The sequence below is a fragment of the Duganella aceris genome, from assembly GCF_011090165.1.
Taxonomy (GTDB): Bacteria; Pseudomonadota; Gammaproteobacteria; order Burkholderiales; family Burkholderiaceae_D; genus Rugamonas; species Rugamonas aceris.
In genome coordinates this window covers 250,773-264,438 of record NZ_JAADJT010000003.1, presented here as the reverse complement: position 1 = coordinate 264,438, position 13,666 = coordinate 250,773, and the positions used below count along the sequence as shown (strand labels likewise).

Below are 13,666 nucleotides of genomic sequence, written 5' to 3'. Positions count from 1 at the left end.
TGGGGATGTTGAAGGCGTTTTTCAAGGCCTTGTAAGTCCGAAAAACCGACCTATATCGGACTCAGTGGTTGCCCAGATGGGGACCACCGAGGGGAATCTTCCCCGCCATATCGCTTAACTTTAAAAGGATATTTACCATGCGTACTTTTGACCTGACCCCACTGTATCGTTCCGCTATCGGCTTTGATCGTCTGGCACAACTGCTGAACGACGCCCAGCGCGGCGATGCCACCCCGAGCTACCCGCCCTACAACATCGAGCTGGTCTCCGAAGACAATTACCGCATCGTGATGGCGCTTGCCGGCTTCGACCGCTCCGAGATCGACATCACCTTCGAACGCGATTCGCTGCACGTCGTCGGCCGCAAACAGAAGGACGCCACCGAGCGCACCTTCCTGCACCGCGGCATCGCCGCCCGCGATTTCGAACAGCGCTTCCAGCTGGCCAACCACGTCAAGGTGACCGGCGCCGGCTTCGACAACGGCATGCTGACCATCTCGCTGGTGCGGGAAGTGCCGGAAGCGTTGAAACCGCGTAAAATCGTCATCGACGGCAGCGACAACGTCACCGCACTGGAACAGCGCCAAGCCGCTTAATTCCTGTGTAATTTAGTATCATGACTGGCCGGTATATCCGGCCAGTTTGTCGTTTGTAAGCAGATGTTTAGTTAAGCGGCATCTAAGTTTTTACCTTCATATTGAATACATCAACAAACCCTATTCAATTCAGGAGTCCCCAAATGTCCAAATCTACTCTCAAGCGCGCAGCTGTCGCGGTCGCCGTACTGGGCGTGATTGGCGCGGGCGGTGCGGTGGTGGTCCAGCAAAGCAGCGCCACCGCCGCCGCCACGACCGCCGTGCCGGTCGCCGCCGCCGTGGCGCCGAGCGCCGCGCCGGTGGCCGTGCCGGCGCCGGGGATCACGCTGCCCGACTTCAGCGTCATCGTCGCCCACAACGGGCCGGCCGTGGTCAACATCAGCGTCACCGGCAGCACCAAGACCAGCTACGACGGCAACGAAGGCCAGGCGCGCGGCAACGATCCGTTCGCCGACGATCCGTTCTACGAATTCTTCCGCCGCTTCCAGGGCCAGATGCCGCAGCAGGGGCGCGGCGGCCAGCGCGCCACGCCGACCCACGGCCTGGGCTCTGGCTTCATCATCAGCGCCGACGGCGTGATCCTGACCAACGCCCACGTGGTGCGCGATGCCAGCGAAGTCGTGGTCAAGCTGACCGACCGCCGCGAGTTCCGCGCCAAGGTGCTGGGCTCGGATCCGAAGAGCGACGTCGCGGTGCTGAAGATCGACGCCAAGAACCTGCCGGTGGTGCCGCTGGCCAAGGGCAACGATCTGAAAGTGGGCGAATGGGTGCTGGCGATCGGTTCGCCATACGGCCTCGACAATACTGTGACGGCCGGCGTGGTCAGCGCCAAGGGCCGCTCGCTGCCTGATGGCAACGTGCCGTTCATCCAGACCGACGTCGCCGTCAATCCCGGCAACTCGGGCGGACCGCTGTTCAACACGCGCGGCGAAGTGGTCGGCATCAATTCGCAGATCTACAGCCAGACCGGCGGCTACCAGGGCTTGTCGTTCGCGATTCCGATCGATGTCGCCAACAAGATCAAGACCCAGATCGTCGCCACCGGCAAGGTGGTGCACGCCAAGCTCGGCGTGACGGTGCAGGAGATCAACCAGGGCTTCGCCGACTCCTTCAACCTGGCCACGCCGGAAGGCGCGCTGGTGTCGAACGTGGAGAAGGGCGGCCCCGCCGACAAGGCCGGCCTGAAACCGGGCGATGTGATCCGCACGCTGAACGGCCAGAAAATCGTCAGCTCCGGCGATCTGCCGGCGATGGTCAGCCTGGCCACGCCGGGTGAAAAAGTCAGCATCGACGTCTGGCGCCAGGGCAAGCTGGTGCAGCTGGGCGCGGTGCTGGGCAACGCCAACGACAAGGTGGCGGCCGCCGAAACCGAACGCGCCGATCCGGCCAGCGCCAAGCTGCGCCTGGGCTTGTCGCTGCGTCCGCTGGATCCGGCCGAGAAGCGCCAGTCCGGCATCGCCAACGGCTTGCTGATCGAGGACGCGGGCGGCGCCGCCGCCAACGCCGGGGTGATGCCGGGCGACGTGTTATTGTCGGTCAACGGCCGCGCGGTCGGCAGCATCGACCAGGTGCGCGAAGTGGTCGGCAAGGCCGGCAAGTCGGTCGCCTTGCTGGTGCAGCGCGGCGAAGATAAAATCTTCATCCCGGTGCGCCTCGGCTAATATGGCGGCTGCCGCAGAACGCGACAAAAACAGAAAGGAAATAATATGCGACTTCTGCTGGTGGAAGACGACACGATGATCGGCGAGGTGGTGCTCGACCTGCTGCGGGCGGAGCACTACGCCGTCGACTGGGTCAAGGACGGCGACATGGCCGACACCGCGCTGCAAACCCAGACCTACGACCTGGTGTTGCTGGATCTGGGCCTGCCGCGCAAGGACGGCCTCGAAGTGCTGCGCTCGATGCGCCTGCGCAAGGAGCTGACGCCGGTGCTGATCGCCACCGCGCGCGACGCCAAGGAACAGCGCATCGCCGGCCTCGACGCCGGCGCCGACGATTACGTGCTCAAGCCGTACGACCTGGACGAGCTGCTGGCGCGCATCCGCGCCTTGTTGCGCCGCTCGGCCGGCCGCGCCGAGCCGGTGTTCGAGCACGGCAGCGTGACGGTCAATCCGCAAACCCGCGAAGTGATCGCCGACGGCAAGTCGGTCAGCCTGTCGGCGCGCGAATGGGCGGTGCTGGAGGCGCTGATCGCGCGGCCGGGCATCGTGCTGTCGCGGCATCAGCTGGAAGAGAAACTGTACAGCTGGAAGGATGAGGTCAACAGCAACGCGGTCGAGGTCTACATCCACGGCCTGCGCAAGAAGCTCGGCGCCGAGCTGATCCAGAACGTGCGCGGCTTGGGCTATATGGTTCCGAAACTATGAAGGTGAAGATGCCGTCGTTGCCGCGGGTGCCGGTGGTGACGCACTCGCTGCGCGGCCGCCTGTTGTGGTTCCTGTTGGCCGCGATCACCATGGCCGCCATCGCGCAGGCGATGATCGCCTACCGCAGCGCGCTCAGCGACGCCGACCAGATCTTCGACTACCACATGCAGCAGATGGCGATGTCGCTGCGTTCCAGCGCCACGCTGACCAACAAGGCCGCCGACACCGCCGCCGATCCCGAGAACGACGATCTGGTGGTGCAGGTGTGGACCCCGGACGGCGCGCAAGTGTTCCGCTCGCTGTCGCGCGCCTCGCTGCCGCAGCGCGCGGTGCTGGGCTTCTCCAACGTCAAGGCCAACAACACGACTTACCGGATCTTCTCGGTGCAGACCAGCAACCAGACGGTGCAGGTGGCGCAGGACATGGCGGTGCGGCAGCGCATGGCCGGCACGCTGGCGCTGCGCACGGTCGGCCCGATCGCCGTGATGGCGCCGGTGCTGATGCTGGTGGTGTGGTGGGTGGTCAGCGGTTCGCTGGCGCCGGTGTCGCGGGTCAAGCGGCAGGTGGCGGCGCGCCAGGCCGACGATCTGTCGCCGGTGTCGGAAAACGATTTGCCGGACGAGGTGCTGCCGCTGGTGCACGAATTGAACCTGCTGTTCGGCCGGGTGCGCACCGCGTTCCAGGCGCAGCAGCACTTCGTCGCCGACGCGGCACACGAGTTGCGCACGCCGCTGGCGGCGCTGAAATTGCAAGTGCTCAGCCTGGAACGGGCACAGGACGAGGCGGCGCGCAGCGTCGCCATCGGCCGCGTCACCGGCGGCATCGAACGGGCCACGCGGCTGGTCGAGCAATTGCTGGTGCTGGCGCGGCAGGAAGGCTCGGTCGACGACGTCAAGCTGGAGCCGGTCAGCCTGAGCGACCTGGCCAAGCGCACACTGGGCGACATGGCCGGGCTGGCGCAGGCGCGGCAGATCGACCTCGGCCTGCACCACGCCGACGAGGTCGCGGTGGACGGCCAGCCGGACGCGCTGATCATCCTGTTGCGCAACCTGATCGACAACGCCATCAAGTACACGCCGGCCGGCGGCACCGTCGATATCGACCTGCGGCGTAGCGCCGGCGCCACAAAAGCGGCGCGCGGGCGCATCACGCTCAGCGTCGAGGATTCCGGTCCCGGCATTCCACCGGAAGAGCGCGAGCGGGTGTTCAGCCGCTTCTACCGCGTGCCCGGCAGCCCGGCCGGCGGCAGCGGCCTGGGCATGGCCATCGTGCAGTCGATCGCCGAGCGCCACGGCGCGGTGCTGACGCTGGACCAGTCCGAGCGCCTGGGCGGGCTGAAGGTCAAAGTCGATTTTCCCGAGACTACCAGGCCCACTCCAGTCTAAAATGCCTGTTTGGCATTGTTGTTGGAGTGGAGCATGAAGAAAATCGGATTTTCGGGAACGCTGGACCCGATCACCAACGGTCATATGTGGGTGATCAACGAAGCCCGTTCGATCGCGGACGAGGTGGTGGTGTTCCTGTCCGAAAACACGGCCAAGAAACCCAAGTTCACGGCGGAGGAGCGCAAGAGCATCATCGCGCTCAGCTGCGCCGAGCAGGGCTGGGAAAACGTGCAGGTGGTGATCGTCAAGGGCGACTACACCGCGCGCGCGGCCAAGAAGCACGGCGTCGAATGCCTGATCCGCGGCATCCGCACCACCGCCGACTTCGATTACGAGAATCTGATCCAGCAAACCAACGTCGACGTGCTGCAAGGCGCCAAGACCATCTTCGTCATGCCGCCGCGCGATCTGGGTTCGGTGAGTTCCAGCTTCGTCAAGGCGCTGGAGGGGCCGATCGGCTGGAACTGGATCATGAAGAAGTTCGTGCCCGGCCCGGCCTATCACGCCTGGGTGCTAAGCTGGCTGCGCATGGAATGGGAGACGCTGTGGGACTACGCCCACCTGGATGCCACCGCCATTTCCCACGCCGACGAGTGGTTCGTCAAGCTGACCGGCGCCACCGCCTACGGCGGCCCGGCGCGCTACTATCACAACTTGGATCACCTGGTGCACGGGCTGTGCGAGATCCGCGTCTGGGCCGCCAACACGCGGCCCGATCCGGCCGATGTCGACATCGTCAAGCAAGCGTTCTGGTTCCATGACGCGGAATATGGCCACGGCGGCGTGCAGGGTGAGCTCAGCAACGAGGAGGCCAGCGTACAGATGTGGCTGGGCAGCCACCTGGCGCAGGAGATGGACGACGCGGCCGAACTGATCCGCGCCACCGATCACTTCCAGGAAGGCGCGGTCAGTCACCGATTGAAGGACATCATGTTGAGCGTGGACTTGGCGATCCTCGGACAGGATGACGAGGTCTATCAGAATTATGCGCGCGCGATCCGGCAGGAATACATCCATCTGCCGGACGTCAAGTATCGCGAGCAGCGCGGCGGAGCGCTGGCCCATCTGTGCCGCAAGGCGGAAGCGGGGCAGTTGTTCGGCAACGCGTATTTCGCCGACCAGTACAACGAACGCGCCATCGACAACATGCAGCGCGAAATGGCGTTCCTGGCGGCGAAATAAGGCTTAGTGCGGCGGCAGTTCGATTTCTTGCTTGCGCGCGGCGATCGCCTCGCCCAAGGCCATCAGGTCGAGCTTGGCCTTGCGTGCTTTCGGGAACATCTCGCCTTCCTCTTCCTTGACGTGATGGTCTATCAGCTCGCCGAGCACCTTGACCTTGGCGTCGTACAGGTCCTCGGTCGATTCCATCGAAATGATCTGCGCGATCAGCTCCTTGGCCGAGCCGTGTTCGACGATGGCTTCGTCGAGCATGTCGTCATCCTTGGTCGCGGCGCGCACGGCGCTGTAGAAGATTTCTTCCTCGGCGATGGCGTGCTTGGTCAGTTCGGTGCAGATCTGCAGCGCCAGTTTTTGCTTGCTGGCAAAAGCGCGGTCGCCCAGTTCCTCGTATTGCTCGAACATCGATTTGACGTGTTCATGATCCTCGGTCAGCAGCGTGATGGCGTCCTGCGGATCGGTCTCGGTCGGGATAGGCTTTGGAAGCTTGCCCTGGCTTTGGGTGGTGGTGGTCATATCGGCTCCTTGCGTGGCTAATGAATTGGCGGGGACAGCCAAGCCAGTCTAGGTTTGCCGGAGGATACGGTCTGTGCGTTGCTCAACGCTGGGTCTGGGACCCAGGCGCGTCGCGGCGTAGTCATAGTCCTGCAACGCTCAGAATCGGTTCCAGTTGTTGTGGCGGTGCTCGGTGGCTTCCTTCAGCAGATGGCCGGCGCGCAATTCGTCTTTCGGACTGAGGTGGTCGCCCAGCTGCACCGTCATCGCCAGTTCCTGGATCGCCGGCGGATACTCGTGCTCGGCCGCCTCCTCCAGCAGCTGGCGCGCCTTGGCGCCGTCCTGCGCCACGCCCCGGCCGTCGCGATAGATGTACGACAGCAGGAACATCGCGTGCGGATTGCCGGCTTCGCTGGCGGCCTTCAGCCAGCGCGCCGCCAGCGCGTCGTCGCGCGCGACGCCGTCGCCGTTCTTGTAGAGCAGGCCCAGCACCAGCGCGGCCCTGGCGTGCTTCTGCCCGGCGGCGATGCGATACCACGGCGCGGCGGCGGCCGGCTGCGGCGCGATCCCGATCACGCCAAGGCGCAACATCTCGCCCAGCTGGAACGCCGCTTCCGTGTCGCCGGCGCGCGCCGCCTGCTCGAACAGCCGCAGCGCATCGGCGCGCTGTTCGGGCCGCTTTTGATACAGCAATCCCAGCTCGCGCTGCGCCACCGGCAGGTTCTGCTTGGACCACGACATCAGCTTGCGCTCGGCGCTGGCGTCGGCCTGCTGCATGGCCTTCATGCCAATGGTTTCGATCTGCGCCGACGTCGGCTTTTCCTGCTGGATCTGGCATCCGAACAGGAAGGCCGAGGCCAGCACCGTCACCAGCGTCGCGCCGGGATAGTGCTGGATGCGCATCATTTGCTCAGATCCACGGTGTACTTGGCGAAGCCACTGGCGTCCAGCGCGCCTTCGGCCGTGACCGCGCTGATGCCGCTGCTCTTGGCCAGCGCCAGGTGGCCCGGCGCCGAACGCAGGATCACCGGACCGGCGGTCGCCACCTTGACGAAGCTCCAGCTGCGCGCGCTGCCGTTGCCGGCCAGCGTGACCTTGCCGGTCGACGCGCCCAGCGCCGTCAGGTAGTTGCTGACCACGGTCTGGTTGGCGTCCGGCGACTTGATGATGGTCTTGCTGCCGTCGATGCCGGGCACCGCACCGCCGCCGCCGGCGCGATAGTCGTTGGTGGCGACGATGAAGTCGTCGCCGTCGGCCACCGCCTTGCCCAGGTAGCTCAGGTTGACGATGCGGCTGCCGGCCGGCTTGGTGACGTCGATCTGGTAGGTCAGCGCGTTGTTTTCGGCGTAGAACACGTCGTAGTTGTAGATCGTGCCGTAGCTTGGCACCAGGTCCTGCTCGGCGGTCTTGGCCGGGTCGATCTGGCCGAACTGCTTGGCCGAGGTTTCCAGCCACGCCTTCAGGTCGGAGCCCTTGATCTTGACCGCCTGCAGGTTGTTGTTGCTGTACAGGTAGAGGTCGCCCGGATTGCGCACCTGCAGGCCGATCGGCGCGGCGGCGCTGGCGCCCGGCGCGACGTCGGTGAAGTCGGAAGGACCGTTGCGGCCGGCCTTGAACGGCGCGCTGCACGAGATCACCGGAATGTTCTTGTAGCCGGCGATGGTGGCGTCGGTGCTGCTGGCGATGAATTTCTTCACGTAGTCCAGCTGCGCCTGGTTGACCAGCTGGATCGCGCTGACGTCGCCGGCCAGCGCGAAGTAGGCCGACATTTCAAAGTCGGTGCTCACGCCCAGCGGCTGCTTGGCGAAGGCGATGGTGGCGGCGTGCTCGGTGGCGACCAGCGGCGCGATGGCCGGGTCGGCGGCGACGTTGGTGCTGCCGTCGGTGTACTTGAAGCCGCGCGATTCGACCGTGGTCTTGGCCGGCTGCACCACCCATTTGCCGCTGGTGTAAGCCAGCGTCATCTTGATGATGCCGAGGCGGCGGCCCCAGCTCTGCGCCATCACCGTCGGCACGTCGTTGACGAAGCCGTTCACGGCGTCGATCTTGGCGCTGGCCGGGAAGGCGGTGAACGACGCATCGAGCGCGGCGGCGCCGGTTTCTTTGCCTTTGGGGAAGATCAGGTGCGAGTGGCCGATCAGCAGCGCGTCGATGCCGGTGGTGGTCAGGTGATAGCTGCCGTTTTCCATTTTCGGGCTGTAGGCGCTCGGGTCCAGGCCGCCGTGCGACAGCGCCACCACCAGGTCGGCGCCCTTGGTGCGCATTTCCGGCACGTATTGCTTGGCCGCTTCCTGCACGCCGGTCACGGCGACTTTGCCGGCCAGGTTTTTCTGGTCCCATTCCAGGATCTGCGGCGGCACGAAGCTCATGATGCCGATGTTCATCTTGACGTCGAGCTTGGTGCCGTCCGGCTTGGTGGCGCTGAAGGTGCGCGCCAGCAGCGAGTACGGCTGCACGATCGGCTTGCCGCTGGCGACGCCGGTGACGTTGGTCAGCACCAGCGGGAAGGTCGGCGCGCCGCAGGCGCCGGTCGGCTTGGTCACGCCCGGAATGCCGAAGTCGGTGTTGGTGATCTGGCTCAGGTAGGGCAGGCCGTAGTTGAATTCGTGGTTGCCGAAGCCGCCGCCGTCGTACTTCATGGCGTTCATGGCCTTGTGCACGGCCAGCGTGTCGGTGCAGGCGATCGGCTTGGTCACCGCTTGCAGGTCGCCCAGCAGCGTCCCCTGGATCACGTCTCCGTCGTCGAGCAGCAGGTTGTTCGGATTTTCCGCGCGCGCGGCGGCGACCAGGGTCGCGGTGCGCTCCAGCCCCAGGCTGGTGTCCTCGGCCAGGGAATAATAGTTGTAGCTCATCACGTTGGCGTGGATGTCGGTGGTCTCCATCAGCGCCAGGGTGACGGTCGTGCCTTCCGGGATCGCCGGTGTGGTGACGGGCGGCGTGACGGGGGCCGCAGGATTGCTGTCGCCACCGCATGCCACCAGGCCGGCGGCGCTCATGGCGGCCAGCACTACCAAATTCAATTTCATCGCAACCTCGAAGTGAAAATTCAAGGTTGCGACTTTAACCACCCTACATGACGTGGGTGTGACATGGTCGACGTTTAGCGCGGCTTGCTGCGCTGGCGTCGTTGCGTGCGCTCCTCCGCCGGCGTGCCCAGCTCCACGGTGTAGCGGCCATAGCCTTTGGCGTCGGTGCCGCCTTCCGCCGTGATCACGCCGAGGCCGCCGGCCAGATCGAGATGGCCCGGCGCCGAGCGCAGGATCAGCGGACCGGCCATGCGCACCGGCACGAAGCGCCAGTTGCCCGGGCCGGTCACCACATGACCGGTGGCCACGCCTTGCGCCACCAGGTAGTTGCGCAAGATGGTCTGCACCGAATCGAGCGAGCTGAACACGGTCTTGCCGCCCGCCAGCCCTGCGGCGCGGTAGCTGCTGGTGGCGACCAGGAAGCTGTCGCCGTTGAGCACCGGCTTGCCTTGATGCAGCAGGTCGACGATGCGGCCGCCGGCAGGCTGGGTCACGTCGACACCGTAGCTGAGCGCGTCGTCCGCGGCGTAGAACACGTCGTAGTCTTGCAGGCCGGCGAAGCTCGGCACCAGGTCCTGCTCGGTTTCCAGCGTCGGATCGATGCGGCCATACTGGCCGGCGACCGCCTCCAGCCAGGACTTCAGCTCGGCGCCGCTGATCTTGAGCACCTGCACGATGTCTTCGCCGTTCGGATACAGGTCGCCGACGTTGCGCACCAGCAGATCGCCGGCGGGCAGGTCGAGATAGTCCTGCGGTCCCTTGCCGCCGGCCTTGAACAGCCTGCTGGCCGACAGCAGCGGCAAGTCCTTGTAGCCGGCGATGGTGGCGTCGCCGCTGGCGGCGATGACTTGCCTGGCGTAGTCCGCCTGCGCCTGGTTGACCAGTTGCGTGGCGCCGACGTCGCCCGCCAGCGCGAAGTAGGCTTGCGACGCGAAGTCGGCGGTGACGGCCAGCGACTGCTCGGTCAGCGCCTTGGCCGCCGTGTGTTCGGTGGCGACCAGCGGCGCGATGGCCGGGTCGGCCGCCACCGGCGTCACACCGTCCGCGTACTTGAAGCCGCGCGCCTCGACCGTGGTCCTGGCCGGTTGCACCACCCATTTGCCGCCGTTATACATCAGCGTCAGCTTGATGATGCCGAGGCGGCGGCCGGCCGATTGCGCCATCACCGTCGGCACGCCCTTGACGAAGCCGTTGACCGCGTCGACGCCGGCGCTGGCCGGAAGCGCCGCGAACGATGGATCCAGCGCCGGGCCGCCGCGCTCCCGGGCTTGCGGGAAGATCAGTTGCGAGTGGCCGATCATCAGCGCGTCGATGCCGGTGCCGGCCAGGTGGTAGCTGCCGTTTTCCATCGTCGGACTGTAGGCGCTGGTGTCCAGGCCGCCGTGCGACAGCGCCACCACCAGGTCGGCGCCCTTGCTGCGCAGCTCGGGGATGTATTTCCTGGCCGCTTCCTGCACGCCGCCGACGACGATCTTGCCTTCCAGCTTGCTCTTGTCCCACTCCATCATGGTCGGCGGCACGAAGCTCATAACGCCGATGTTGACCTTGACGCTGAGCTTGCCGCCGTCCGGCGCGGTGGCGGCGAAGTCGCGCGGCAGCAGCACGTAGGGCGGCAGGATCGCGCGGCCCAGCGTGACGCCGGTGACGTTGCTCAGCACCAGCGGGAAGGCGGGCGCGCCGCAGGGACCGGTGGGCTTGCGGATATCGATGATCTTCAGGTCGGTGTTGGTGATCTGGCTGATCAGCGACAGGCCGAAATTGAACTCGTGGTCGCCGAAGCCGCCGGCATCGTATTTCATCGCGTTCATCGCCTTGTGCACGGCCATGGTGCCGTCGCAGCCGACCGGCGCCACCAGGGTTTGCAGATCGCCCATCAGGCTGCCGCGAAGATTGTCGCCGTTGTCCAGCAGGACGGTGTTCGGGTTTTCGGCGCGCACCTGGTTGACCAGCGTCGAGGTGCGCTCCATGCCCAGGTTGGTATCCTCGGCCATGGTGTAGTAGTTGTAGCTCATCACGCTGGCTTGCAGGTCGGTGGTTTCCAGCAGCGCCAGTGTCACGGTGGTGCCTTCGGGAATCGCCCGCTCCGCGTTCGCGTCCTTGCCGCCACCGCCACCGCCGCAAGCGGTGAGGACGGCCGCAGCCGTCGCCGTCCATATCAGCCGATTTACTTTCATCGCTACCTTTAGTTAAGAAAATTAAAGTTGCGACTGTAAACAAGCTCTACAGCAGGGTCAAGATGTTTGGCAATTGCGCCAGATTGATTAAATAATCATTTACCAATAGTAGTGTTAATACGCCCAGAACGGCGCGGCCTTGCCGGCCACGGTGTTGCCTTCGATGGCGACGAACACGCGGCGGCCGTAGAAGAAGGGCAGGCCCCAGTCGAAGTAGTTGCTCGACGAGGTGGTGCTGCCGACCGTGCCGCCGACCTGCGCCGCCGTGATGGTCGACGCCAGCCCGACCAGGTTGACCACGTTGAAGTCGACCGTGCCGCTGGCGCTGGCGTCGGACGCGCTGTTGGTCGCCGTCAGCGCCAGCGTCGAGGCCGGGCAGTAGAAGTCGCCGCCGGAGCATTGGCGGATGCTGCTGTCGGTGAAGAAGTAGCCGTTCGAACCGCTGTCGATGAAGCTGGCGCTGTAGGTCTTGCCCTTGTAGGTGGTGCTGAAGTCGCCGCCGCTGTTGGCCTTGAAGATGGTTTCGGTGGCGATGGTGTTGTTGCTCTGTGTGTTGACGCCGAAGATCAGCGTGCCGCTGACCGAGGTCAGGCCGGCGGTGCCGACCGCCGGCAAGGTGATCAGCACGCCGTTGTTGTTGACCGCGAACGAGGCCACCGGATTGCTGATCTGCGCCGCCAGCGGCATCGCGCTGGCGCTGCAGCTACCGCTGGCGCAGGCGTAGTAGACGCCGCTGACCGCCGCGTTGGCGCAGGCGGTGCCGCAATCCTGCTTGAACATGCCGATTCCAAGAATGCCCTTGGCGCCCAGCGCCGACAAGGTGCCGAGGTTGTTGCCGGCGCTGCTGCAGCTGGACGGCGTGGTGGTGTAGCTGCCGCCGGTGTCGCCGATGACCTGGATCGAGATGCCGGACGCCACCTCGTCGGCCAGCTTGACGTCGGCCGAGCGCACGCCGCCCCAGGTGTAGCCGCTGATGAACTTGCCGCATTCGCCGGCGTCGGCGCCGGAGGCGGTCTTGACGGTCGGCAGCGCCAGCGTCGAGTTGAGCGCGCTGGACAGCAGGCGCAGGCCGTAGGAGCCGGTGTCGACCAGCACGTGGTCGATGGTCTGGCAGGTGGTGGTGGCGGGGCGGCAGACGGTGACGCTGACGTAGGGCACGTTGATCGCGCCGCTGACGCCGGTCGGGCCGCTGTCGACGATGATGGCGGCGCTGTTGCTGAGCGCGGCCGTGACGCTGAGCGCGGCGCTGGCGTTGGCGGTGCCGCCGTCGCCGCTGCAGGCCAGGCTGTAGGTGAAGTTGCCGACGGCGCCAGGCGTGACGGTCACCGAGCCGGACGTGGCCTTGGTGCCGCTCCAGGCGCCGCTGGCGGTGCAGCTGGTGGCGTTGGCCGACGACCAGCTCAGCACGCTGGTCTGGGCGGTGTTGATGTTGGCCGGGGCCAGCGTCAGGCTGGCGCTGGGCGACGGCGGCGGCGTGCTGACCACCACGCTGGTGGTGCTGCTGGCCGCGCCGCAGGTCAGGGTGTAGAACGCGGTGCCGGCCTCGCCCGCCGTGACGGTCTGCGTGCCGCTGGTGGCCAGCGTGCCGCTCCAGGCGCCGGAGGCGGCGCAGCTGGTCGAAGCTGGATTGCTGACGTTCCAGCTCAGCGTGATCACCTGGCCGCTGGTGGTGGCGGTCGGCGTGGCGCTGATGCTGACCACCGGGGTGGCGGTGGTCGCGCTTTGCATCGAGCTTTCGGTGGTGGCGGTGGTGGCGGAGGTGCCGCTGCCGCCGCCGCCGCAGGCGGCCAGTGCCAGGCTCAGCAGGGCTGCCGTCAGATGGATACGTTTCATGCGGCGGTCCTTATTCGATGCTGTTGGTGTCGAAACCGGCCGGCAGCGCGCTCGGGATCCAGGCGTGGCCGGCGAACGAGCGCATATGGCCGTTGGAGACGATCACCACGTCGGATTGTTCGACCGCCAGTTGCGAGTGGCCGGCCTTGGGACGCTTGGCGGCGGCGCTGGTCATGGTGGCGAATTTGTCGCCCAGCAGCGTACGCAGGTCGGGCAGGGTGGGGCCGTTCCAGCTGACGGCGAACACGATGCCGGCGGCGTCGCTGTACTCGCGCACGATGGTGCCGCTGTCGAGCGTGCTTTGGCTGACGGTGTAGACCTGGTCGCCACTGGCGGCGGCCAGGCTGCGCGCGGCTTGCCGCACCGGCGCGTCGCCGAAGTTGGACGGGGCGCTGCCCAGCGCGGCATACGCCAGCGCGCCTTGCAGCAGGGACAGGAACAACATCAGGATAAGTGCGCGGCGCATAGACGCTCCATTGCCGAAAATTAAGACAATGGCAGTGTATGGCGGGCCTGAGTTGGATGCGGTTAGCGAGATGTAAGCAAACGTTACGCGCTTTATGGCTTGGGCTTCCATGCGTGAATCGTAGCGCTAAATAAAAAAGCCGTCCGGTT

General features: G+C 65.8%; 11 protein-coding genes. 5 read left to right on the top strand and 6 right to left on the bottom strand.

Annotated features, from left to right (window positions below; translation table 11 throughout):
• The first annotated feature begins 137 nt into the window (after window positions 1-137).
• From GW587_RS08435 to coaD, 5 genes are all read left to right on the top strand, one after another.
• The gene (locus GW587_RS08435) at window positions 138-596 is read left to right on the top strand and encodes an Hsp20 family protein (RefSeq protein WP_166101016.1); all 459 of its coding nucleotides are present in this window, start codon (window positions 138-140) and stop codon (window positions 594-596) included.
• A 143-nt stretch (window positions 597-739) separates the two neighbouring features.
• Window positions 740-2,257: a Do family serine endopeptidase gene (locus tag GW587_RS08430; protein ID WP_166101013.1), complete on the top strand. Its 1,518-nt coding sequence runs from the start codon at window positions 740-742 to the stop codon at window positions 2,255-2,257.
• A 45-nt stretch (window positions 2,258-2,302) separates the two neighbouring features.
• The gene (locus GW587_RS08425; RefSeq protein ID WP_166101009.1) at window positions 2,303-2,962 is read left to right on the top strand and encodes a response regulator; all 660 of its coding nucleotides are present in this window, start codon (window positions 2,303-2,305) and stop codon (window positions 2,960-2,962) included.
• Window positions 2,963-2,970: 8 nt separating this feature from the next.
• On the top strand, window positions 2,971-4,347 hold the full coding sequence (locus tag GW587_RS08420; RefSeq protein ID WP_229259354.1) for an ATP-binding protein: 1,377 nt from the start codon (window positions 2,971-2,973) through the stop codon (window positions 4,345-4,347).
• A 33-nt stretch (window positions 4,348-4,380) separates the two neighbouring features.
• A complete protein-coding gene (gene coaD / locus GW587_RS08415) occupies window positions 4,381-5,529 on the top strand; it encodes a pantetheine-phosphate adenylyltransferase (RefSeq protein WP_166101004.1) in 1,149 nt (382 codons plus the stop codon).
• Between the two features lie 3 nt (window positions 5,530-5,532).
• On the opposite strand, the gene GW587_RS08410 is transcribed toward coaD, so the two are convergent.
• From GW587_RS08410 to GW587_RS08385, 6 genes are all read right to left on the bottom strand, one after another.
• Window positions 5,533-6,039 (bottom strand): hemerythrin domain-containing protein, encoded by a 507-nt coding sequence (locus tag GW587_RS08410; RefSeq protein ID WP_166101002.1) that lies wholly within the window; start codon window positions 6,037-6,039, stop codon window positions 5,533-5,535.
• A 138-nt stretch (window positions 6,040-6,177) separates the two neighbouring features.
• The gene (locus tag GW587_RS08405) at window positions 6,178-6,924 is read right to left on the bottom strand and encodes a tetratricopeptide repeat protein (RefSeq protein WP_229259353.1); all 747 of its coding nucleotides are present in this window, start codon (window positions 6,922-6,924) and stop codon (window positions 6,178-6,180) included.
• Window positions 6,921-9,044: a bifunctional 2',3'-cyclic-nucleotide 2'-phosphodiesterase/3'-nucleotidase gene (locus tag GW587_RS08400; protein WP_166100999.1), complete on the bottom strand. Its 2,124-nt coding sequence runs from the start codon at window positions 9,042-9,044 to the stop codon at window positions 6,921-6,923. The genes GW587_RS08405 and GW587_RS08400 overlap by 4 nt, the downstream gene beginning before the upstream one ends.
• 74 nt (window positions 9,045-9,118) lie before the next feature.
• Complete coding sequence (locus GW587_RS08395; protein WP_166100997.1) at window positions 9,119-11,218, bottom strand: 5'-nucleotidase C-terminal domain-containing protein; 2,100 nt, start codon at window positions 11,216-11,218, stop codon at window positions 9,119-9,121.
• 114 nt (window positions 11,219-11,332) lie between these two features.
• Complete coding sequence (locus tag GW587_RS08390) at window positions 11,333-13,051, bottom strand: DUF3443 family protein (RefSeq protein ID WP_166100994.1); 1,719 nt, start codon at window positions 13,049-13,051, stop codon at window positions 11,333-11,335.
• Window positions 13,052-13,061: 10 nt separating this feature from the next.
• Entirely contained in the window at window positions 13,062-13,517 is a 456-nt protein-coding gene (locus tag GW587_RS08385) for a DUF2844 domain-containing protein (RefSeq protein WP_166100992.1), read from the bottom strand.
• Between the last annotated feature and the right edge of the window lie 149 nt (window positions 13,518-13,666).